This window comes from Bradyrhizobium sp. AUGA SZCCT0105, from assembly GCF_018129565.1.
Lineage (GTDB): Bacteria > Pseudomonadota > Alphaproteobacteria > Rhizobiales > Xanthobacteraceae > Bradyrhizobium.
This window is the reverse complement of sequence record NZ_JAFCMK010000007.1, coordinates 1-22995: the sequence shown is the minus strand read 5'-3', so window position 1 is coordinate 22995 and position 22995 is coordinate 1. Positions and strand designations below refer to the sequence as shown.

Genomic DNA, 22995 nt, shown 5'->3' with positions numbered 1-22995 from the left:
TTGGCCCGCAAAACTGGTTTAAACCCAAAGAACATATCCGCAGGGAGGAATGAATGAGGAAGGCCACTCTCGCCGCAGCAGTGCTCGCAGCTGCTATCGCGCTGCCGGGCGCGTCAGCACTGGCGCAGACCAATGAAATCACCATCGGCATCTCGATCTCGACCACCGGCCCCGCCGCAGCGCTCGGCATTCCTGAGCGCAACGCGCTCGATTTCGTGCCGAAGGAGATCGGCGGCGTACCGCTGAAGCTGATCGTGCTCGACGACGCCGGCGATCCGACGGCAGCGACCACCAACACGCGGCGCTTCGTCACCGAGTCCAAGGCCGACATCATCATGGGCTCCTGCATCACGCCGACGACGATCGCGGTATCGACCGTCGCCAACGAGGCCGGCATCCCGCATCTCGGTCTCGCGCCGTTCCCGATCAATGAGGCCCGCGCAAAGTGGTCGGTCGACCTGCCGCAGTCGATTCCGATCATGGGCAAGGTGCTCTACGAGCACATGAAGGCGCACAACATCAAGACCGTCGGCTATATCGGCTATTCGGATTCCTACGGCGATCTCTGGGTCAACGACTTCAAGGCGCAGGCTGTGCCGATGGGCCTGACCATGACCGATGAGGAGCGCTTCGCGCGTCCGGATACATCGGTCGCGGGCCAGGTGCTGAAGCTCGTCGCCGCCAATCCCGACGCCGTCCTGGTCGGCGCCTCCGGCACCGCCGCGGCGCTGCCGCAGACCGCGCTGCGCGAGCGCGGCTACAAGGGCCTGATCTACCAGACCCACGGTGCCGCCACGATGGACTTCATCCGCATCGCCGGCGCGTCGGCGGAAGGCGTCATCATGTCGGCGGGCCCGGTGATGTCGCCGGAAACCCAAGCCGACAGCGCGCTGACCAAGAAGCCGGGCCTGACGCTGAACGCGGCCTATGAAGCCAAGTACGGCGCCAACAGCCGCAGCCAGTTCGCCGGCCATTCCTTCGACGCCTTCGAGGTGCTGAAGCGCATCATCCCGACGGCGCTGAAAACCGCCAAGCCCGGTACGCCGGAATTCCGCGAGGCGATCCGCCAGGCGTTCATCTCCGAGAAGGAGATCGTGGCGAGCCAAGGCGTCTACAACTGGACCGAAAAGGACCGCTACGGCCTCGATGACCGTTCGCGCATCCTGCTGACGGTCAAGGACGGCAAATACGTCCCGGCGATGTGAGCTGGTCGCGATCTGCGGTAACGAAGAGCCGGTCCCGATGAGGGGCCGGCTTTTCCTTACCCTCCCCTGGAGGGGGAGGGTCGCTTCGCATCGCGTGAGCGATGTGAAGCGGGGTGGGGTGACACTCTATCGTCGTCGGTGGTGCTTCAGCGGCACAGCTCCCGCTTCGCGAGCGCCGTAGAGCTCGACATAAATCCGCTCCAGCACAGCGCCGAGGTCAGCCATGATCTCCGAGTTCCAGAACCGGATGACGCGGAAGCCCTCTTTTTCGAGCCATTGTTGTCGCTCGCGATCGCGCATTGCCGTTTCATCGTCGTTGTGATGCCCGCCGTCGAGTTCGATGATCAGCCGCTTGGCCGGGCAGAAGAAGTCGACGATATAGGAGCCGATCGGAGCTTGCTTTCGGAAATGCGTGCCTTCCGTCGGCAGCTCCTTCAGCGCACGCCATAATACCCGCTCGTGCGGCGTGGCATTCGCGCGCAGCTTCTTCGCAGCCGCTCTTCGGATCGAAGCTGAGACCATTTGTGCGGCTTCACCCCACCCCGATCGCACCCGACGATGCTGCGCATCGCCGCGCGCGCTCGACCCTCCCCCTCCAGGGGAGGGTGAAGTGAAGCGCAAGCTTTGCGCGAATGCAAGCGTGGTCGGACGTGGGTCATCAGAACACGCACCCGCTTTCATCCTCCCCTAGCGGGCGAGGTGGGGTGACGCTCTCTCCGCGCTGGCGCGGCGCGTTCTAGATCGCGCTCTCGCCTTCGAGCTGGAAGCCGAGATAGCTCGCGGCGACGCCCTTGTTGGCGGCGATCTCCTTCGCGGAGCCGCTGAGCACGAGCTCGCCGAGCTCCATCACATAGGCGCGGTCGGCGATCTGCAGCGCGGCCTGGGCGTTCTGCTCGACCAGCAGCACCGAGACGCCGGCTGCGCGGAGCTCGCCGACGATGCGGAAGATGTCGGCGACGATGATCGGGGCGAGGCCGAGGCTCGGCTCGTCCAGCATCAGCAATTTCGGCGCGCCCATCAGCGCGCGGCCCATCGCCAGCATCTGCTGCTCGCCGCCGGACAGCGTGCCGGCGAGCTGCTTGCGCCGCTCCTTGAGCCGCGGAAACAGCGTGTAGACCCGTTCCATCGAGGCCGCCGCGGTTGCCTTCGCGATCCGGAAGGCGCCGAGCTCGAGATTGTCCTCGACATTCATGGTGCCGAACAATTCGCGATGCTCGGGCACCAGGCCGAGGCCCGTTGCGACGCGGTCCTCGATGTCGAGCGGCGCCATGTCGACGCCGGCGAAGGCGGTGCGGCCCCGCAGCGGCAGCACGCCCATGATGGCGTTGAGCAGCGTGGTCTTGCCGGCGCCGTTGGCGCCGATGATGGTGACGATCTCGTTCTCTCCAACGTCGAGCGAGACGCCGCGCACGGCCTCGACCTTGCCGTAGGCGATATGGACGTCGGCAACCGTCAGCAGCGCACTCATGCGGCGGCTCCGAGATAGGCCTTGATCACGTCGGGGTTACGCTTGATCGCGGCCGGCGTGCCCTCGGCGATCTTGGTGCCGAAATCCAGCACCACGATGCGGTCGGCGAGATCCATCACGAACCCCATGTCGTGCTCGACCAGCAGCACCGACATGCCGCCGTCGCGCAATTGCCGGAGCAGCGCGGCCAGCCGCTGCTTCTCCATGTGGCGCAGCCCGGCCGCCGGTTCGTCCAGCAGCAGCAGCATCGGGTCGACGCACAGCGCACGCGCGATCTCGACGATGCGCTGCTGCCCGAGCGACAGCGAACCCGCGAGCTGGTCGATCTGGTCGGACAGGCCGACGCGCGCGATCTGCCGCGCGGCTTCCGCCAGCAGTTTCGCCTCGTCGGTGCGGTCGAGCCGCAGCATGCTGGAGACCGCCCCGGAATTGCCGCGCAGATGCGCGCCGATCGCGACGTTCTCCAGCACGGTCATGTCGGGCACCAGCTTGACGTGCTGAAACGTGCGGGCAACGCCCAGCTTGACTACCTCCTGCGGCGGAGCGTTCGCGACCTCGTTGCCGAGCACGGCGATCTTGCCGCTGGTCGCGCCCAGGACGCCGGTGATCAGGTTGAAGGTCGTGCTCTTGCCGGCGCCGTTCGGGCCGATCAGCGCGACGATCTCGCGGGCGTTGACGTCGAACGAGACGTCGTTCACCGCGAGCACGCCGCCGAACTGCTTGCGCGCCTTGTCGATGTGCAGCAGGACCGGAGACGTTCCCACCGCCCGTTCACGGTGTTCCAGCTTCACCGATGTGTCCGGCGTCTTGCGGGCCGGCTTGAACGGCAGGTGCGACATCAGCCAGGGCCAGACGCCCTGCGGTGCGAGCTGCAACAGCAGTACCAGCATGATGCCGAACACGATGGTCTCGAGCTGGCTCTGGCCGCCGAAGATGTAGGGCAGGTAGCTCTGCAGCACCTCTTTCAGGATCACGACGATGCCGGCGCCGAGCACGCCGCCCCAGACGTAACCGGCACCGCCGACGACTGCGATGAACAGATACTCGATGCCGGCCTGCGCGCCGAACGGGGTCGGGTTGGCGGCGCGCTGGAAATGCGCATAGAGCCAGCCGGACAGGCCGGCCAGCACCGCCGCATAGATGAACACCAGGAGCTTGGCGCGCGGCGTCTGCACGCCGAACGCTTCGGCCGCGATATGGCCGCGCCGCAACGCGCGGATGGCGCGCCCGGTGCGGGAATCCAGCAGGTTCATGGTCAATAGCGCGGAGAGCAGCACCGCGACCCAGATCGCGTAGTAGATCGTGTCCGGGCTCAGCATCTTGAACGAGCCGATCGAGAGCGGCGGGATACCCGAAATGCCGTCGTTGCGGCCGAGGAATTCCAGCTTGCTGAACAGGTAGAACAGGCCGATGCCCCAGGCGATGGTGCCGAGCGGCAGATAGTGGCCTGACAGCCGCACCGTGACGATGCCAAGCAGCACCGCCGCAATGCCGCTGACCACGAGCGAAGCCGGCAGCGTCAGCCACGGTGAGACGCCGTAGGCGGTGGTCAGCACCGCCGTGGTGTAGGCGCCGAAGCCGCAGAATGCGGCCTGTCCGAACGAGGTGAGGCCGCCGACGCCGGTGAGCAGCACCAGCCCCATCGCGACCAGCGCGGCGAGGCCGATATTGTCGAGCAGCACGATCCAGAACGGCGGGATGCCCGGTAGCAGCGGGATCACCGCCATCACGAGCGCGAAGATGATGAGAGGAAGCCGCTGTGTCATCGCGCTCAGTCCTTCTCTTCCTCGACCTGGGGTGCTGCGAGCGAGCGCAGCACCAGGACGGGAAGGATCAGCGTGAACACAATGACTTCCTTGAAATTGCTCGCGTAGAACGATGAGAAGGCCTCGACGATGCCGACCACGATGGCCGCGACAGCGGTCAGGGGATAGCTGACCAGGCCGCCGATGATGGCGGCGATGAAACCCTTCAGGCCGATCAGGAAGCCGGTGTCGTAATAGAGTGTCGTGATCGGCACGATCAGGATGCCGGAAATTGCGCCGATCACGGAGGCGAGCAGGAATGCGATCTGGCCCGACAGCGTGGTGCGGATGCCGACCAGGCGGGCGCCGAGGCGATTGACCGCGGTGGCCCGCAGCGCCTTGCCGGTCTTGGTGTAGCCGAAGAACAGCCACAGCCCGACGATGAAGCCGATCGTCAGGCCGTAGACGGCGAGGCTCTGGCCGGTGAAGCGCAGCGGACCCGCGGTCACCGCGGCGCTCGACAGCGCCGGGGCGCGCAGGCCCTCGGCGCCGAAGAACACCAGGCCGAGCCCTTGCAGCGCCAGGTGGCAGCCGACCGAGGCGATCAGCAGCACCAGCACGGAGGTGTGTGCGATCGGCTGGAAGGCGATGCGATAGAGAAACAGCCCGATCGCCGCCACGATCAGCAGCGCAAGCGCAATGTTGACGGCGATCGGCGTGTTCGGACCAACCAGCGCATAGACGAGGCCGAGCAACGCTGTGGGAAAGACGATATTGAGCGCCACCGAGCGGATCACCAGCCGGGCATGCAGCGCCTTGCGGGCGAAGAATAGATCGAGCGCGAACGCGACGAGGCCCATCGCGACGGCAAGGCGCACGGTGCCGGGCACCTGGCCGGTCGCCAGCATGGCGTAGCTCAACGCGCCGTAGGTGACGAATTCGCCCTGCGGGATCAGGATCACCCGCGTTACTGCGAACACCAGCACCAGGGCCAGCCCGAGCAGTGCGTAGATCGCGCCATTGGTGATGCCGTCCTGCAGCAGGAACAGCATGATCGTTGTGTTCAAGGCCGAGCGCTCCCCCTCAAGCGTCGGACCGCCGCAGCCGGCTGTGCCGGTCGGGTCGGCCGAGATCGGCTGTTGATAGCCGTCGATATTTGATATGGTGCATAACGATTATTAGATATAATCTCAAGGTCCCCGAGCGTCCCGCGGGGTTTTTTGTACCGGGATTGCGAGCCTGGAGCGATGACTGTTTCCAAAACCGCCTCCGATGCCGTCAGATCGTCGCGTGCCCTGCGCAGGGAACCGGTCGATCCTGCCGGGGACGACAGCATGCTGCAACTGGGCGAACTGTCCGGATTGCTCGGCTATTCGTTGAAGCGTGCGCAGCTCAAGGTGTTCGAGGACTTCCTGCGCTGCGTCGCGCCGCTGCAACTGACGCCGGCGCAGTTCTCGGTGCTGCTGCTGCTGGACAAGAATCCGGGCCGCAACCAGACAGAGATTGCCAACACGCTCGGCATCCTCAGGCCGAATTTCGTCGCCATGCTCGACGCGCTGGAGAGCCGCGACCTTTGCGCGCGGATGCGCTCCACCAATGACCGCCGTTCCCACATCCTGGTCCTGACCGACAAGGGCCGTGCCGTGCTGGCGCGCGCCAAGAAGCTGGTCGCCAATAAGCACGAGGCGCGGCTGATCGAGGTGCTCGGCCCGGCCAACCACGCCGCGCTGCTGGAGATGCTGGCGAAGCTCGCGCAGGAGTTTTGAGGCCCTGTCATTCCCCGGTGCGCAATCGCGCACCGGGGAATGACGAAGGTGGATCAATCCACCAGGATCACCCGCACGTCGTTGACGTTGGTCAGCGTCGGGCCGGTCAGCAACAGATCGCCGGTTTGCGCGAAGAAGCCCGTGGCGTCGTTGTTTTCGAGATAGGCCCCGGGATCGAGGCCGATCGATTTCATCTTCGCGAATGTCGCCTGATCGATCACGGCCCCGGCGGGATCAGTGGCGCTGCCGGCACCGCCATCGGCACCATCGGTGTCGGCGGCGAGCGCCGAGATGTCGGGCGTGTCCTTGAGCAGGTCGGCCAGCGCCAGCGCGTATTCCTGGTTGGGGCCGCCGCGGCCGTTGCCGCGCACCGTCACCGTGAGTTCGCCGCCGGAGATGATCGCGACGCGCTTGCCCTCACCGCGGGCTTTCAGTGCGAGCCTGGCGTGCCCGGCCGCGACGTCGCGGGCCTCGCCTTCGAGATCGGCGCCGAGTGCGATCGTCTCGTAGCCGGCGTCCTGCGCGACCTTCACCGCGGCGTCGATCGAGGCCTTGGGCTTTGCCAGCAACTCGAATGTCGCCCGCGCAAAGGCGGGATCGCCCGGCTTGCAGCTCTCGTTCCTGGGATCGTCGAGCGCGCGGCGGACCGCGTCATCGACCGAGAGGTTGTACTTGGCGACCAGCGCGCGGGCATCCGCGAGCGTGGTCGGATCCGGCACCGTCGGCCCCGAGGCGATCGCGGAGGGATCGTCATGCGGCACGTCCGAGATCGCCAGCGTCACGATCTCGGCGGCGTGCTGGCCGGCGCGTGCCAGCCGCCCCCCTTTGATGCGCGACAGATGCTTGCGAACGATGTTCATCTCGCCGATCGGCGCGCCGGAGCGCAGCAGCGCGCGATTGACCTGCTGCTTCTGGGCAAAGCTCACACCCTCGACGGGCGCGATCCAGTTCGCCGAGCCGCCGCCGGTCAACAGCACGAGCAGAAGATCATCAGGCGTGGCTTCCGCCGCCAGCCGCAGCGTATCGTCGGCCGCACGCAGGCCGGCCTCATCGGGCACCGGGTGGCCGGCCTCGACCACCTTGATGCGACGGGTCGGCACGCCATGGCCGTGGCGGGTGGTGGCGATGCCGACCAGTCGCGACGGTTCGAGGCCGAGCGTGTCGAGATAGTGCCGCTCCGCCGCCGCGGCCATGGCGCCGGCGCCCTTGCCGGCGGCGAGGCAGATCACGCGTCCCTTCGGCGTCGGCCGAAGCCGCGATGCCAGCACGACATCGGGATGCGCAGCCGCCACCGCGGCATCGAAGATCGAACGCAGGAAGGGACGACGGTCGGTCATGGCTGTGCTTTCGTTACGCGGTCAGTTTCCGGCGACTTCGCCGCTGATGACGTCGCCGAACAACTGCCAGCGCTCGCCTTTGAACTGCATCAGCTGCAATTGCTCGATCGGCTGGAAGTCGGCAGGACCGGTCGACAGCGTCACGCCGGGCAGCAGGCCGCCCTGCGCAAACTGCTTCAGGCTCGCCGCCTGCTTCATCACATTGGCGCGGGTGAGGTCGTCGCCGCAGCGGCGCAGCACCTCGACCATCGTGGTCGCCATGTTGTAGCCCGTCATCGCCGAGGCATCGACGCGGTTGGTGTCGGGCATGTACTTGGCGAGCAGTTCGTCGAACGCCTTCATGCCGGCGTCGTCCTTCCACTGCGGGTCGCTGGCGTCCTTGGCGTAGGCCGCCGAGATCACGCCCTGCGCATTGTCGAGCCCGGCGGGACGCATCACCGTCGCGGTGGAGGCCGAGACGTTGGAGACGATGGTCACCGGCTTCCAGTTCATCTCACCGAGCTTCTTGATCGCCTGGGCGCCGAATTTCGGCGTGGTGAAGAAGATGATGACGTCGGGGTTGGCGGATTTCAGCCGCACCACATGGGAATCGATGGTGGGCTCGGCAACTTCGTAACTCTCCTTGGCGGCGATCCGCGCCGGATCGCTGGCGAAGCCGTCTTCCAGGCCCTTGAGGTAATCCTTGCCCATGTCGTCGTTCTGGTAGAGCACCGCGACTTTGGCGGCGGGCTTCTCCTTGAGCAGATATTTCGCGTAGATCCGCGACTCGCTCTGGTAGCTCGGCAGCCAGCCCATGGTCCACGGGAACGCTTTCGGATCGTTCCACTTGGTCGCGCCGGTGGCGACGAACAGCTGCGGCACCTTCTTGGCGTTGAGGTATTTCTGGATCGCGGTGTTGGAGGCGGTGCCGAGCGTGCCGAACAGGAACAGCACCTCGTCGCTCTCGACCAGCTTGCGCGCCTGCTCGACCGCCTTCGGCGGCGAATAGGCGTCGTCATAGGAGATGAAATTGATCTTGCGGCCGTTGATGCCGCCATCGTCGTTGACCTTCTTGAACACCGCCGCCATCGCCTTGCCGACCACGCCATAGGCCGACGCCGGACCGCTATAGGGCACGATGTTGCCGATCTTGATCTCGGTATCGGTTGCACCGGTGTCGTATTTCTTCTGCGCCCATGCGGCATTGCAGCTCGCGGCGGCGACGGCGAGGCCGAGCAGGGCGGTTGCGACACGGTGACGGATCGGCTTCGGCATTTCCCGAAAACTCCTTGTTGTTGCCGGCGCGCTGGGGGGCCGGGTTCTCTTCGGTTGTTGCCGGTTTTCCTAGCGCATTGCCGGGCAAAGTGTAAGCAGGCATTGCCCCGGGCCGGTCGCCCCATGATGAATGAAAAGCCCCCTGCGACGGTATCGCAGGGGGCCATTGTCGGTCGATTGTCGGCAGGAAATCAGCCGCCGACGTCGGCGCTGATGACGTCGCCGAACAGTTCCCATTTATCGCCCTTGAACTTCATCAGCTGCAACTGGCTGATCGGGGCGAAATCGTTCGCGGCGGTGTTGATCTTGATGCCGGGCAGCAGCACTTCGGTGCGGAAGTCCTGCAGGCTCGCCGCCTGCTTCATGATGTTCTCGCGGGTGAGGTTGTCGCCGCACTGCTTCAGCACCTGAACCAGGGTCTGGGCCACGCCGTAGCCGACCACGGTGCCGCCGTCGAGCTTGTCGCCCTCGGGGAAGTCCTTGGCCATGAAGGCGTAGAATTCCTTCATGCCGGGATCATTGTCCCATTGCTTGTCGGAAGCGTCCTTCAGGTAGGCGGCGGAGATGATGTCCTGCGCATTCTCGAAGCCGGCCGGTTTGATCACGCTGCCGACCGAGGCCGACACGTTGTTGAGGAAGTGGGTCGGCTTCCAGCCGATCTCGGCGACCTTCTTGATCGCCTGCGCCGCGAATTTCGGCGTCGCGATGTCGATGAAGACGTCGGCGTTGCTGGCCTTCAGCTTGACGATGTTGCTGTCGATGGTCGGCTGGGAAGTCTCGAAGCTCTCCTCGGCGACGATCATGCTGGCGGCCTTCTGGCCGAGACCGTCCTTTAGTCCCTTCAGATAGTCCTTGCCGTAATCGTCGTTCTGGTAGAGCACGGCGATCTTGGCGTTCGGCATGTTCTTCAGGATGTACTTTGCGTAGATCTGGGTCTCGCTCTGGTAGTTGGGCTGCCAGCCCATGGTCCAGGGAAAGTCCTTCGGATCGTTCCACTTGGTGGCGCCGGTGGCGACGAACAGCTGCGGCACCTTCTTGGAATTCATGTATTTCTGGATCGCCGAGTTCGACGGCGTGCCGAGCGAGTTGAAGATCAGCAGTACCTCGTCGCTTTCGACCAGCTTGCGGGCCTGCTCCACGGCTTTCGGCGGCGAGTAGGCGTCATCGTAGGAGATGAAGTTGATCTTGCGGCCGTTGATGCCGCCGGCGTCGTTGATCTTCTTGAAATAGGCGGCCTCGGTGCGGCCGATGATGCCGTAGGCGGAGGCAGGTCCGCTGTAGGGCATGATGTTGCCGATCTTGATCTCGGTATCGCTCGCGCCGGTGTCGTATTTCTTCTGGGCAAGCGCAGCGCTGCTGGATGTCGCGACGAGCGCGAGCGCGGCCCCGAGGACCGCAAGTCTTGTGGTGGCGGACATCTATGTCTCTCTCCCTGTTGTCAGACGAATGCGTCGCGGCCCCCTGCTTCGAGGACTCTCTTGTTATTCGGTGAAAATACCATCTTACCCGGGTCACCTCAATGAAAAGCCCCTGCGACAACGCCGCAGGGGCTCTCGTCTTTAGTCGACAATTCCGGGTTAACCGCCGACGTCGCCGCTCAAAATATCGCCAAAGCGCTCCCAGGTCTGGCCCTTGAAGCGGATCAATTGCAGTTGCGAGAGCGGCGCGAAATCGGTCGCCGAGGTGTTGACCTTGACACCCGGCAACAGGCCGCCGGGTTCGTAATCACGAATGCTGGCCGCCTGCTTCATGACGTTCTCGCGGGTCAGGTCGTCGCCGCACGCCTTGAGCACATGCACCAGGCCCTGCGAGACGATGTAGGCGTACATCACGGAGGCATCGGCGCGGTTCGCTTCCGGATAGTATTTATCGAGGAACTCGTTCCAGGCGATCATTGCCTTGTCGGTCTTCCACTGCGGGTCGGTCGGGTCCTTGAAATATTGCGACGAGATGATGTCCTGGGCGTTCTCGAAGCCCGCTGGCTTGATCACGCTGCCGATCGATCCGGAGACGTTGTTGAGGAAATGCAGCGGATGCCAGTTGAGTTCGGCGTTCTTCTTGATCGCCTGCGCCGCGAATTTCGGAGTCGTGATGTTGAAGAACACGTCGGCGCCGGAGGCCTTGAGCCTGACGATGTGGGAGTCGATGGTCGGCTCCGTCACCTCGTAGCTGTCCTCGGCGACGATCATCGATGCGGCCTTGGCGCCGAGCCCGTCCTTGAACCCCTTCAGATAGTCCTTGCCGTAATCGTCGTTCTGGTAGAGCACCGCGATCTTGGCGTCCGGCTTGTTCTTCAGGATGTACTTTGCGTAGATGATGGACTCGCTCTGGTAGTTGGGCTGCCAGCCCATCGTCCAAGGAAATTCCCTCGGGTCGTTCCACTTGGTGGCGCCGGTGGCGACGAACAGCTGCGGCACCTTCTTCTGGTTCATGTATTTCTGGATCGCCGAGTTCGGCGGCGTGCCGAGCGAATTGAAGATCAGCAGCACCTCGTCGCTCTCGACGAGCTTGCGCGCCTGCTCGACGGTCTTCGGCGGCGTGTAGGCGTCGTCATAGCTGATGAAGGTAACCTTGCGGCCGTTGATGCCACCCTCGGCGTTGATCTTGCGGAAATAGGCCTCCTCGGTCTTGCCGATTACGCCATAGGCGGAAGCCGCCCCGCTGTAGGGCATGATGTTGCCGATCTTGATTTCGCTGTCGGAGGCACCGATGTCGTATTTCTTCTGCGCGACGGAGGGACTCGTGGTCGCTGCGAGCAATGCGAGGGCAGCCGAAAAGGCCCCCAACCGCAAACGGATAGCAGGCATTTTGATCTCCCTTGGATCACGGTGAATGTGTCACGATTTTTGGAGTTGGAGCACTTTGCGGCTCCTTTCGGCATTGAATACCTTTCGTCAGGTGCCAGCAACAGAAAGCCCCCCGCGGCGCTGCCGCGGAGGGCGTCATTTAGTCGAACGCGTTGCGAGGAAAGCCGGTGCCGCGAAATCGCTTCGCAACACACGCGAAGCGTTTGCGTGGAGATCGTGCGCCGTCCTAGTTGCTGAGCCCGCTCGAGATGATGTCGCCGAACAGCTCCCACTTCTCGCCCTTGAAGCGCATCAGCTGCAACTGCTTGATCGGCGCGAAGTCGGTCGCCGAGGTGTTGATGCTGATGCCCGGCAGCAGCGTGCCGGGGACATAGTCCTTCAGACTCGCGGCCTGCTTCATGATGTTGGCGCGGGTGAGATCGTCACCGCACATCTCCAGCACCTGCGCCATGGTCTGTGCGGCGGCGTAACCGTAGGAGGTGGCACCGTCGAGCTTGTTGGCGTCGGGATAATCCTTCTTGAGGAAGGCAAGGAATGTCTCCATGCCCGGATCCTTGTCCCATTGCGGATCGGCGCCGTCCTTGAGATAGGACGCCGACAGGATGCCCTGCGAGTTCTCGAAGCCGGCCGGCTGCATGACGCCGCCGACCGAGGCTGAGACATTGGCGACGAATTGCAAGGGGGTCCACGCGATTTCGGCGGCCTTCTTGATCGCCTGTGCCGCGAATTTCGGTGACGTGATGCTGATGAAGGTATCGGCGCCAGCGGCCTTCAGCTTGACGATATGACTGTCGATCGCAGGCTCCGACGTCTCGTAAGCTTCTTCGGCGACGATCATCGAGGCCTTGTCGCCGAAGGCGTCCTTCAGGCCCTTGAGGTAGTCCTTGCCGAAATCGTCGTTCTGGTAAAGCACGGCAATCTTGGCGTCGGGCTTGTGCTTCATGATGTATTTTGCGTAGACCCGCGCTTCGTCCTGGTAGGACGGCTGCCAGCCCATGGTCCATGGATAGTTCTTGGGGTCGTTCCACTTGGAGGCGCCGGAGGCGATGAACAGCTGCGGCACCTGCTTTTCGTTCATGTATTTCCGGATCGCCGCGTTGCCTGCGGTGCCGACCGAGCCGAACAGCAGCAGCACCTCGTCGTCCTCGACCAGCTTGCGCGCCTGCTCCACCGTCTTGGGCGGCGAGTAGCCGTCGTCATAGGAGATGAACGTGATCTTGCGGCCGTGGATGCCGCCGGCCTGGTTGATCCTCTTGAAGTAGGCCGCCTCGGTCCTGCCGATCACCCCATAGGCCGAGGCGGGGCCGCTGTAGGGCATGATGTTGCCGATCTTGATCTCGGTGTCGCTGGCCCCGGTGTCGTATTTCTTCTGCGCCAGCGCGACATTGCAGCTCGTCAGGATCAGAGCCAATGCGGACAAGAGCGCCGTCAGGGACGGACGTGCGGCAGTCATGGTTTCCCCACCTCGGGTTCTTAATTTGGAGTATTCAATACCATCGGCGCAGGGCGTCAACAAAAAGCCCCCGCGACTGATATCGCGGAGGCTGCTGTTTTATTCCCGCAGTGCAACCTCACTCGGAGGGCACGTCGCCGGAAATGATGTCACCGAACAGTTCCCACTTCTGACCCTTGAAGCGCTGCATCTGCAGCTGGGCGATCGGGGCGAAGTCGGTGGCGGCGGTGTTGATCTTGACGCCGGGCAGCAGGGTGTCCGGCGTAAAGTCCTTCAGGCTCGCCGCCTGCTTCATGACGTTGGCGCGCGTGAGATCATCGCCGCACATTTCCAGCACCTTGGCGAGCGTCTGTGCGGCGCCATAGCCGTAGACATAGCCGCCGTCGGTCTTGTCGGCGCCCGGCATGTACTTGTCGAGAAACTCGGACCACTTCTTCATGCCGGGGTCGTTGTTCCACTGCGAGTCGGCACCATCCTTGGCGTAGGCTGCCGACAGCACGCCCTGCGCGTTGTCGAAGCCGGCCGGCTGCATCACGCTGCCGACCGAGGCCGACACGTTGGTGATGATCTGCAGCGGCTTCCAGCCGAGCTCGGCGGTCTTCTTGATGGTCTGCGCGCCGAACTTCGGCGTGGTGTAGATCAGCAGCACGTCCGGATTGGCGGCCTTGATCTTGACGATGTGGCCGTCGATCGACGGCTCGGACACCTCATAGCTCTCCTCCATGATGATGCTGGAGGCTGCCTTGGCGCCAAAACCGTCCTTGGTGCCCTTGAGGTAGTCTTTGCCGAAATCGTCGTTCTGATAGAGGATCGCGACCTTGGCGTCGGGCTTCTCCTTCATCAGCCACTTGGCGTAGATCTGCGCTTCGCTCTGGTAGCTCGGCTGCCAGCCCATGGTCCACGGGAAGTTCTTCGGATCGTTCCACTTGGTGGCGCCGGTGGCGACGAACAGCTGCGGGATCTTCTTGGAATTCAGGTATTTCTGGATCGCGGTGTTGGACGGCGTGCCGAGCGGGTTGAAGACCAGCAGCACTTCGTCGCTCTCGACCAGCTTGCGCACCTGCTCGACCGCCTTCGGCGGCGAATAGGCGTCGTCATAGCTGACGAAATTGACCTTGCGGCCGTTGATGCCGCCGCGGTCGTTGATCATCTTGAAGTAGGCTTCTTCGGTCTTGCCGATCACGCCGTAGGCGGAGGCCGGTCCCGAATAGGGGATGATGTTGCCGACCTTGATCTCGGTATCGCTTGCGCCGGTGTCGTATTTCTTTTGGGCGAATGCGGCAGTGGACGTCGCGGCAACAGCGACGATCGCCGCGGAAATCGCGGCGATCCGAACGGTAGAAAGCATAATGTCTCCTGGTTTGGTTCTAAAGATTCTTAGTTTTTCTTGAGCTTTGCGGCCAGTTGCTGGGCAACGATCGCAACCTGCCTGGCGCCGTGCGGCACGAGGAAGATGACGAGGAACAGCAACACGCCGAACACCGCGCCGGAGAGGCCCTTCGAGATGCCTTCGGCGATGTTCGGCACGAAGATGATGAAGGCGGAACCTACGATCGAGCCGGGCAGCCAGCCGACGCCGCCGACGACCATGCCGAGGAACAGCGAGATCGCAAGCTGGATAGTGTAGCCGTCGGGCGCCACGAACTGCACCGCGATGGCGCCGAGACCGCCGGCAACGCCGGTGATGCCGGCCGAGACGCCGAACGCCAGCGTCTTGTACAGCGCGACGTCGACGCCCATCGCGGAAGCCGCGATCTCGTTGTCGCGGATCGCCATGAAGGCGCGGCCGGAGCGCGAGCGCAGCAGGTTCACCGAGGCGACGTAGATCGCGATCGAGACCGCCAGGGTGAAGTAGTAGAGCCACATGTCCTGCCCCATCGGCAGCCCAAACGGGGCATCCGGCTTGGTGACGACGAGGCCCTGCACGCCGCCGGTCCAGTGCTCGAAATAGCCGAGCTTGAGGAGCTGCGGCATTGCGGTCGCGAGCGCGAAGGTCGCGAGCGCCAGATAGACGCCGGATAGCCGCAGCGCCGGCTGGCCGAACAGGAAGCCGAAGCCGAAGCAGACGATGCCGGCGACCGGCAGCGTCAGGGCATAGTTCATGCCCGCATGCTCCATCAGGATCGCCGACGTATAGGCGCCGACGGCATAGAACGCGCTCTGGCCGAGCGAGAACTGGCCGCTTCCGCCGGTCAGGATGTTGAGCGCCATCACCGCGAGGGCGTAGATCAGAAGCATCGTCATCTGGAAGATGATGAAGTTCTTCACGAACAGCGGGATCAGGATCAGCGTGGCAAGCACGACGAGCGAGGTGCCGTAGCCCAGCGTCATGGCACGCTTGGGCACAGCCTCGACGGCGGGGGCTTCTGTGACGATTTCTTCAGCGGCGCTCATGATCAAACTCGCTTGACGATGGCGCGGCCGAACAGGCCTGCCGGTTTAACGACCAGGACGACGATGATCAGCGCGAGCGCGATCGGAAGTTTCAGTTCATTGCCGACGCCGGGGATGTAGGTGCCGACGAGGTTCTCGAAGATGCCGACCAGGAAACCGCCCATCACGGCGCCGAACGGCGAGGTCAGGCCGCCGAGCACGGCTGCGGCGAATCCGTAGATCAGCACGCCGAGCATCATGTTCGGCTCGAGGAACACCACCGGCGCGATCATCATGCCGGCGATCGAGCCGATCGCAGACGCCATGCCCCAGCCCAGCGCGATCATCCAGGAGGTATTGATGCCGACCAGCCGGGCCGATTCAGGCAGCGAGGCGGCCGCCCGCATCGCAAGGCCGACCCGGGTGAAGCGGAAGAAGAAGAACAGCAGCGCCAGCATCAGCAGCGTGATGCCGATCATGCCGGCCTGGTGGGTCGAGATCAGCTGGCTGCCGAGGAACGGCGAGGAGCCGAACGGCGTCGGATACTGCTTGATGGTGAAGTCCCAGATCAGGCCGGCGACCGAGTTGATGATCGCATACAGCGCGATGAAACCGGCGACATTGGTCAGGATCGGGGCCTTGGCCAGCGGCTTGAACAGCAACCGTTCGATGACGATGCCGGCGGCAAACGAAAACGCGACGGTGAGCACGAAGGCGCCCCAATATGGCACACCCCATTGCATCAGCTGCCAGGACACGAAGGTCGAGAACATCGCCATTTCGCCCTGGGCAAAATTCAGGTGGTCGATGGCCTGGTAGATCATAACGACCGCGAGCGCCATGCAGGCATAGATCGCGCCCGTGGCGATGCCGGCCAGGACCTGGTTGGCAAAAAGCTCCATTGTGCCAGCTCCTCAGTAGCCGAGATAGGATTTGCGGACGTCTTCGTTGTTCGCGATGTCCTTGGCATTGCCCGACATCACGATCCGTCCGGTTTCGATCACATAGGCCTGGTCGGCGAGCTCGAGCGCGAGCTGCGCGTTCTGCTCGACCACCAGGATGGTCACCTTTTCCTCGCGATTGATCTTGCCGAGGATGCGGAACAGGTCGCGTACGATCAGCGGCGCGAGGCCGAATGACGGCTCGTCGAGCAGCATCAGGCGCGGCCGCAGCATCAGCGCCCGCGCCACCGCGAGCATCTGCTGCTCGCCGCCCGACAGCGTGCCGGCCTGCTGGGTGTAGCGCTGCTTCAGCACCGGGAAATGTTCGTACATCCGGTCGATGTCGGCGCCGATGGCGTTCTTGTCGGAACGGCTGATGGCGCCGAGCTGCAGATTTTCCTCCACCGTCATGTTGGTGAAGGTGCCGCGGCCCTGCGGCACATGGGCGATGCCGAGGCGGACCACGTTCTCGGTGGAACGGGTGCCGATCGGCTTGCCCTCGAACTCGATCGCGCCGGTTGAACGCACCATGTTGCAGATCGCCCGCAGCGTGGTGGTCTTGCCGGCGCCGTTGGCGCCGAGCAGGGTGGTCAGCGAACCCTCGTTGAGCGAGAAGCTGAGGCCGTGCAGGGCCTGGACCTGGCCGTAATAGGCGCGCAGGTCCTTGACGTTGAGCATCGCGGTCATTGGTCCTTGCTCCCCAGATAGGCCTTGATGACGTCGGGGTCGGCCTGGACCTGGGCCGGCGTGCCTTCGGCCAGCTTGCGGCCGAAATTGAGCGCGACGACGTGGTCGGCGATCGACATCACGAGACCCATGTGATGTTCGACCAGCAACACCGTAATTTTACGGTCATCGCGGATTTTGCGGATCAAATCGCCGAGCACATAGACTTCCTCGTGATTGAGGCCGCCGGCCGGCTCGTCGAGCAGCAGGATCTTCGGATCCGCGGCCAGGGCGCGCGCCAGCTCGACGCGCTTCTGGGTGCCGAACGGAAGTCCCGAGACCACGGTGTGGGCGACGTCCTCGAGATCCAGATAACCGAGGATGTCGTGCACCTTCTTGTTCATGTCGTGCTCGCCGCGGCGAACCCAGGCGAGACGCAGCGAGTCGCTGACGATGTCGCTCGAGGTGCGGGCATGTGCGCCGACGCGCACATTGTCGATCACGGACAGATTGGGAAACAGCGCGACGTTCTGGAAGGTGCGGCCGATGCCGATCTCGGCAATCCGGTGCGGCGGCCGCGACAGGATGCTCTTGCCTTCCATCAGGATGTCGCCGGACGATGGCTGGTAGAGCCGCGACAGGCAATTGAACAGCGTCGTCTTGCCGGCGCCGTTCGGTCCGATCAGGCCGAGGATCTGCCCATGGCGCATGTCGAACGACACGCCATTCAGTGCGATGATGCCGCCGAACACGACGCTGACGTCGCGAACCGCGAGCAGGGGATCGTTCCCCTGCGCGAGCTGTGCCTGCGTCATCTCGTCTCGCCCGCCATCTCTGAGCGGTGCGAGCGGCCCTGCGATGGATTTCGCCGGACGCGATGGAGGCTATCTGATCCCCTCGGCCAAACGTGCAACTTTCCCTCCTACTCTAGACTTTTTGCTTTGTTCTTTTTTGGATTGCGGCGCTATTCCACCGAGCGCCTGCTCGATGTTCCTTACCATCGCGACAAGGCGAGGTCCAATGTCGTTGAGTAATCTATCTTCCGTGAAGCGGAATGCCGGCGCGCCGCAATTGAAGGCGTAAGGACCGGTTCCGTCGTTCAGTCTCAATGCAACGCCAACCGCGGCGACGTCGTCCTGCCAGTCGCCGGTAGACATGGTGAAGCCGTACTTCGCCACCGTCTCGCCGGAGCGCTCGATGCCGTCGCGCATCTTGGCCCAGCGGCTGCCATAGTGATCCCGCAGCTCGCGTAATAAAGCCGCACGTTCTTCGGGTGGCAATGCCCAAATGTAGGCACGGCCCATCGCGGTGGTCGCGATCGGCACCCGCGAGCCGACGTCGAGCTGCACGCCAAGCGCCAGGCCGTTCCGGCTCTGGCCGAAATAGATCATGCTGTGACGGTCGCGGCCGCCGACCGCGACCGCGCCGCCGGTCGCGCGCATCACTTCTTCTCGATACGGCTCGGACAAATGCCGAACGCCGAGATTGGCGAGCGCGGCATAGCCGAGCGCCATCGCCGACGGCGCGAGCTGATACTTTTCGAATTTCGGTACAGGTGTAAGGTATCCCAGCTTGGTCAGCGTGTAGGTCAGCCGGGAAATGGTTGGCTTAGGTAACTTGGTGCGGGCTGCAATCTCCTGATTGCCGAGCAGCCCGTCATTGGGTTGAAATGCACGCAGGACATCCAGTCCGCGGGAAAGCGCGACGACGAAATTGCGATCGGTCGCTGCTTTCTTGCTGGCGCGCTTCATTCCCTGCCCTTGTCATGCTCGTTGACAAGGCTCGTGCTTCAAAATAACCCTCCGTGTCAAGATGTGGAATTAAATTTCGCAGTGCGAAATTGGTCTAATCTAGCCGCTCGACGCCAGTCGCGCAGCTACTCAACGCAAGTTCAAGAACAAAGCATCCAGGGAGAGTCCCGGTGAGTGAAGTCGTCAAGCTCGAACGTCATGACAACATTGCCGTCGTCACGGTTAACAGTCCGCCTGTAAACGCGCTGAGCGCCGCCGTGCGCGGCGGCATCTTCGATTGCGTCAAGAGCGCGATCGATGACGCGCAGGTCCAGGGCATCGTGCTGACCTGCGCCGGCCGCACCTTCATCGCCGGCGCCGACATCACCGAATTCGGCAAGCCGCCGAAGCCGCCCGGCCTCGCCGAAGTGCTGAGCCTGATGGAGAGCTCGCCGAAGCCGATCGTTGCCGCGATCCACGGCACCGCGCTCGGCGGCGGCCTCGAGGTTGCGCTGGCCTGCCACTATCGCGTCGCCACCAAGGACGCCAAGCTCGGCCTGCCCGAGGTAAAGCTCGGCCTGCTGCCGGGCGCCGGCGGCACCCAGCGTCTGCCGCGTGCGGTCGGTCCCGAGCTCGCGGTCAAGATGATCGTCGGCGGCGATCCGATCGGTGCGGATGCCGCGCTGAAGGCCGGCCTGATCGACGAGATCGTCGAGGGGCCGGCGTCGGGCGGTGAGGCATTTGCGCGCAAGGTGGTCGCCGAGAAGCGTCCGCTGCGCAAGCTGCGCGATGACGACAGCAAGCTCGCCGCGGCTAAGGCCGACCGTTCGATCTTCACCAATGCGGTTGCGGCGCTGACCAAGAAGTCGCGCGGCCTCGAGGCGCCGTTCGCCGCCGCCGACGCCGTCGGCGCCGCGATCGACCTGCCGTTCGATGAGGGCCTGAAGAAGGAGCGCGAGGGCTTCCTCAAGCTGATGAACGGCGAGCAGTCCAAGGCGCAGCGTTACGCCTTCTTCGCCGAGCGTGAAGCCGCCAAGATCTCCGGTGTCCCCGAGGGCACCAAGGGCCGCAACGTGGCGCGCGTCGCCATCCTCGGCGCCGGCACCATGGGCGGCGGCATCGCGATGTCGTTCGCCAATGCCGGCATCCCGGTCACCCTGATCGAGACCGGCGAGGAGCAGCTCAAGCGCGGCATGGGCATCATGCAGAAGAACTACGAGGCGACCGCCGCGCGCGGTGGCATCCCGGCGGACGCGCCCGCCAAGCGCATGGCGCTGATCAACGGCGTCGTCGGCATCGAGAACATCGGCGACGCCGATCTGGTGATCGAGGCGGTGTTCGAGACCATGGCGGTCAAGAAGGAAGTGTTCGGCAAGCTCGATCAGTACGCCAAGCCGGGCGCGGTGCTGGCCTCCAACACCTCCTACCTCAACATCGACGAGATCGCGCAATCGACCAAGCGTCCGCAGGACGTGCTCGGCATGCACTTCTTCTCGCCGGCCAACGTCATGAAACTGTGCGAGATCGTGCGCGCCGACAAGACCGCGCCGGATGCGCTGGTCACCGCCGTCTCGATCGCGCGCAAGATCGCCAAGGTGCCGGCCGTGGTCGGCGTCTGCGACGGCTTCGTCGGCAACCGCATGCTGGCGCAGCGCGGCAAGCAGTCCGAGAAGCTGTTGTTCGAAGGCGCGCTGCCGCAGCAGGTCGACGCGGTTGTCACGAAGTTCGGCATGCCGATGGGCCCGTTCGCGATGGGCGATCTCGCCGGTCTCGATATCGGCTGGCGCTCGCGCAAGGACCGCGGCATCAAGTCGGAGATCGCGGACGCGCTCTGCGAAGCCGGCCGCTTCGGCCAGAAGACCGGCAAGGGCTACTACAAGTACGAGCAGGGCTCGCGCGCGGCGTTGCCCGATCCGGAGGTCGAGAAGCTGATCGACGAGACGCTGGCGCGGCTCGGCCGCAAGAAGCGCGTCGTCAGCGACGACGAGATCCTCGAGCGCATGATGTACCCGATGATCAACGAAGGCGCGAAGATCCTCGCCGAGGGCATCGCGGCGCGTCCGTCTGACATCGACGTGGTCTGGCTCTATGGCTATGGCTGGCCGATCTATCGCGGCGGCCCGATGTTCTGGGCCGACACCGTGGGCCTCAAGCACATCGCCGATCGCCTGGCCTTCTATGCCAAGGAGACCAACGATCCCTCGCTCGAACCGGCGCCGCTGCTCAAGAAGCTCGCCGACGAAGGCAAGACCTTCGCCTCGCTCGCCGCCGCGTCGAAGGCGGCGTGATCGGCCGAAGGCCTGATCACATGTCGTTCCGGGCATCGCGAAAGCGATGACCCCGGAACCCGTCGCGCCTCGGCGCGTGTGGATTGATGGATTCCGGGCCTGGCCCTTCGGGCCATCCCGGAATGACGACTTCATAGAGTCCCTGCGAAGGCATCCATGACCTATCCCGGCGAACAATATTATCCCAAGGGCGTGCAGTGGAGCGACGAGATCACGCGCGGCACGCTGCCGGACCTGCTCTCGAATGCCGCCGCCGAGTTCGGCGCGCGTCCGGTGCTCGAATTCCGCGACCAGCAGATCAGCTACGGCGAACTCGAGGCGCTGGTCGAGACCGCAGCGGCCGCCTTCATGCGCGCCGGTTACGGCAAAGGCACCTCGGTCGCGCTGTTTCTCGGCAACTCGCCCGACCATCCGATCAACTTCTTCGGCGCGCTGAAGGCCGGAGCACGCGTCGTGCATCTGTCGCCGCTCGACGGCGAGATCGCACTGTCGCACAAGCTCTCCGATTCAGGCGCACGGGTGCTGGTCACCAGCAACCTGTCGGCGCTGTTGCCGACCGCGCTGAAATTTCTCGCCAAGGGTCTGCTCGACCGTCTGATCGTCTGCGAGGATGACAATTGGGGCAAGGTTGGTACGCCGCAGACCGCGTTGCCCGATAATCCCGCGATCATCACGCACCGGCAGTTCATCGACGGCGCAGTCAAGCCGTCGCAATGGCCCGCCGTCGACGTCGAGGACGTCGCGCTGCTGCAATATACCGGCGGCACCACGGGCCTGCCCAAGGGTGCGATGCTCAGCCACGGCAATCTCACCGCGGCCGTGTCGATCTATGATGTCTGGGGCAAGCCAGGGCGGCTCGAACGCAATGCGATCGAGCGCGTCATCTGCGTGCTGCCGCTGTTTCATATCTACGCGCTGACCGTCGTGCTGCTGTCGGTAATCCGGCGCGGCCATCTGATCTCGCTGCATCAGCGCTTCGACGTCGAAGCCGTGATGCGCGACATCGAGGTCAAGCGCGCGACGGTGTTTCCCGGCGTACCGACGATGTGGATCGCGATCGCCTCGCTGCCGGACCTCGACAAGCGCGATCTGTCCTCGCTGGTGGTCGCCGGCTCCGGCGGCGCGCCGTTGCCGGTGGAGGTCGCAAAGATCTTCGAGCGCCGCGTCGGCATGAAGCTGAAGAGCGGCTGGGGCATGACCGAGACCTGCTCGCCCGGCACCGGCCATCCCAAGGAGGGGCCGGAGAAGCCGGGCTCGATCGGGCTGATGCTGCCCGGCATCGAGATGGACGTGGTGTCGCTGGAGGATCCCACCAAGCTGATGCCGGTCGGCGAGGTCGGCGAAATCCGCATCCGCGGCCCGAACGTGACCAAAGGCTACTGGAACAGGCCGGCGGAGACCGCCGAGGCCTTCGTCGGCGACCGCTTCCTGACCGGCGACATCGGCTACGTGGATGCCGACGGCTATTTCTATCTGGTCGACCGCAAGAAGGACATGATCATCTCCGGCGGCTTCAACGTCTATCCGCAGATGATCGAGCAGGCGATCTATACGCATCCTGCCGTGCAGGAAGTGATCGTGATCGGTATCCCTGACGACTATCGCGGCGAGGCGGCAAAGGCCTTCATCAAGCTGCGCGACGGCGAGAAAGTGTTCTCGATCGACGAGCTGCGCGCGTTCCTCACCGGCAAGGTCGGCAAGCACGAACTGCCGGCCGCCGTCGAGTTCGTCGACGAACTGCCGCGCACCCCGGTCGGCAAGCTGTCGCGGCACGAGTTGCGCCAGCAGCAGCCCAAGGCATCTCCAACCCAACCGCAACAAACCGCATCAGGATCGCGCTCATGATGGACGATATGGTGCAATGAATCCGTCGTCCCGGCGAAAGCCGGCAACTGTTATGTTGGTTTGGTCTGCAGGTACGGCTTCCGGTCTCGCATCATGGCATTGAGGACCGTGAGCAGC

19 protein-coding genes are annotated in these 22995 nt (G+C 64.1%); 4 read left to right on the top strand and 15 right to left on the bottom strand.

Going from position 1 to position 22995, the window contains the following annotated elements; genetic code table 11:
- Window positions 1-53 precede the first annotated feature (53 nt).
- On the top strand, window positions 54-1205 hold the full coding sequence (locus JQ573_RS29065; RefSeq protein WP_212311730.1) for an ABC transporter substrate-binding protein: 1152 nt from the start codon (window positions 54-56) through the stop codon (window positions 1203-1205).
- 126 nt (window positions 1206-1331) lie between these two features.
- On the opposite strand, the gene JQ573_RS29060 is transcribed toward JQ573_RS29065, so the two are convergent.
- The 4 genes from JQ573_RS29060 to JQ573_RS29045 are packed head-to-tail and all read right to left on the bottom strand — an operon-like array spanning window position 1332 to window position 5485.
- A complete protein-coding gene (locus JQ573_RS29060; protein WP_249132499.1) occupies window positions 1332-1886 on the bottom strand; it encodes an endonuclease domain-containing protein in 555 nt (184 codons plus the stop codon).
- A 55-nt stretch (window positions 1887-1941) separates the two neighbouring features.
- On the bottom strand, window positions 1942-2673 hold the full coding sequence (locus JQ573_RS29055; RefSeq protein WP_212311729.1) for an ABC transporter ATP-binding protein: 732 nt from the start codon (window positions 2671-2673) through the stop codon (window positions 1942-1944).
- Entirely contained in the window at window positions 2670-4439 is a 1770-nt protein-coding gene (locus tag JQ573_RS29050) for an ABC transporter permease subunit (protein WP_212311728.1), read from the bottom strand. Before JQ573_RS29050 ends, JQ573_RS29055 begins: the two co-directional genes overlap by 4 nt.
- Before the next feature lie 5 nt (window positions 4440-4444).
- Window positions 4445-5485: a branched-chain amino acid ABC transporter permease gene (locus JQ573_RS29045; RefSeq protein ID WP_212311727.1), complete on the bottom strand. Its 1041-nt coding sequence runs from the start codon at window positions 5483-5485 to the stop codon at window positions 4445-4447.
- A 180-nt stretch (window positions 5486-5665) separates the two neighbouring features.
- Between JQ573_RS29045 and JQ573_RS29040 the strand changes: the two genes are divergently transcribed.
- The gene (locus JQ573_RS29040; RefSeq protein ID WP_097676731.1) at window positions 5666-6184 is read left to right on the top strand and encodes a MarR family winged helix-turn-helix transcriptional regulator; all 519 of its coding nucleotides are present in this window, start codon (window positions 5666-5668) and stop codon (window positions 6182-6184) included.
- 53 nt (window positions 6185-6237) lie between these two features.
- Here JQ573_RS29040 and JQ573_RS29035 read toward each other — a convergent pair whose 3' ends face one another.
- The 11 genes from JQ573_RS29035 to JQ573_RS28985 form a co-directional block, all read right to left on the bottom strand.
- Window positions 6238-7521 carry a glycerate kinase gene (locus JQ573_RS29035; protein WP_212311726.1) on the bottom strand — a complete coding sequence of 428 codons (1284 nt, stop codon included), beginning with the start codon at window positions 7519-7521 and terminating at the stop codon, window positions 6238-6240.
- A gap of 21 nt (window positions 7522-7542) precedes the next feature.
- Window positions 7543-8775 carry an ABC transporter substrate-binding protein gene (locus tag JQ573_RS29030; protein WP_212311725.1) on the bottom strand — a complete coding sequence of 411 codons (1233 nt, stop codon included), beginning with the start codon at window positions 8773-8775 and terminating at the stop codon, window positions 7543-7545.
- Window positions 8776-8966: 191 nt separating this feature from the next.
- Window positions 8967-10193, bottom strand: coding sequence for an ABC transporter substrate-binding protein (locus JQ573_RS29025; RefSeq protein ID WP_212311724.1), 1227 nt, complete (start codon window positions 10191-10193; stop codon window positions 8967-8969).
- Between the two features lie 159 nt (window positions 10194-10352).
- Window positions 10353-11582, bottom strand: a complete 1230-nt coding sequence (locus tag JQ573_RS29020; RefSeq protein ID WP_212311723.1) for an ABC transporter substrate-binding protein — start codon at window positions 11580-11582, stop codon at window positions 10353-10355.
- 226 nt (window positions 11583-11808) lie between these two features.
- Window positions 11809-13035 carry an ABC transporter substrate-binding protein gene (locus tag JQ573_RS29015; RefSeq protein ID WP_212311722.1) on the bottom strand — a complete coding sequence of 409 codons (1227 nt, stop codon included), beginning with the start codon at window positions 13033-13035 and terminating at the stop codon, window positions 11809-11811.
- A 118-nt stretch (window positions 13036-13153) separates the two neighbouring features.
- Window positions 13154-14383: an ABC transporter substrate-binding protein gene (locus JQ573_RS29010; protein ID WP_212311721.1), complete on the bottom strand. Its 1230-nt coding sequence runs from the start codon at window positions 14381-14383 to the stop codon at window positions 13154-13156.
- 29 nt (window positions 14384-14412) lie between these two features.
- Window positions 14413-15429: a branched-chain amino acid ABC transporter permease gene (locus tag JQ573_RS29005; protein WP_212311720.1), complete on the bottom strand. Its 1017-nt coding sequence runs from the start codon at window positions 15427-15429 to the stop codon at window positions 14413-14415.
- A 2-nt stretch (window positions 15430-15431) separates the two neighbouring features.
- Window positions 15432-16310 carry a branched-chain amino acid ABC transporter permease gene (locus tag JQ573_RS29000; protein WP_163160471.1) on the bottom strand — a complete coding sequence of 293 codons (879 nt, stop codon included), beginning with the start codon at window positions 16308-16310 and terminating at the stop codon, window positions 15432-15434.
- Between the two features lie 12 nt (window positions 16311-16322).
- Window positions 16323-17036, bottom strand: a complete 714-nt coding sequence (locus JQ573_RS28995; protein WP_212311719.1) for an ABC transporter ATP-binding protein — start codon at window positions 17034-17036, stop codon at window positions 16323-16325.
- Entirely contained in the window at window positions 17033-17830 is a 798-nt protein-coding gene (locus JQ573_RS28990; protein WP_029077896.1) for an ABC transporter ATP-binding protein, read from the bottom strand. The genes JQ573_RS28995 and JQ573_RS28990 overlap by 4 nt, the downstream gene beginning before the upstream one ends.
- Window positions 17831-17899: 69 nt before the next feature.
- On the bottom strand, window positions 17900-18766 hold the full coding sequence (locus tag JQ573_RS28985) for an IclR family transcriptional regulator (protein WP_212311718.1): 867 nt from the start codon (window positions 18764-18766) through the stop codon (window positions 17900-17902).
- Window positions 18767-18936: 170 nt separating this feature from the next.
- Between JQ573_RS28985 and JQ573_RS28980 the strand changes: the two genes are divergently transcribed.
- Both JQ573_RS28980 and pimA read left to right on the top strand, forming a co-directional pair.
- Complete coding sequence (locus JQ573_RS28980) at window positions 18937-21033, top strand: 3-hydroxyacyl-CoA dehydrogenase NAD-binding domain-containing protein (protein ID WP_212311717.1); 2097 nt, start codon at window positions 18937-18939, stop codon at window positions 21031-21033.
- Between the two features lie 156 nt (window positions 21034-21189).
- Window positions 21190-22878, top strand: coding sequence for a dicarboxylate--CoA ligase PimA (gene pimA / locus JQ573_RS28975; protein ID WP_212311716.1), 1689 nt, complete (start codon window positions 21190-21192; stop codon window positions 22876-22878).
- The last annotated feature ends 117 nt before the right edge of the window (window positions 22879-22995 follow it).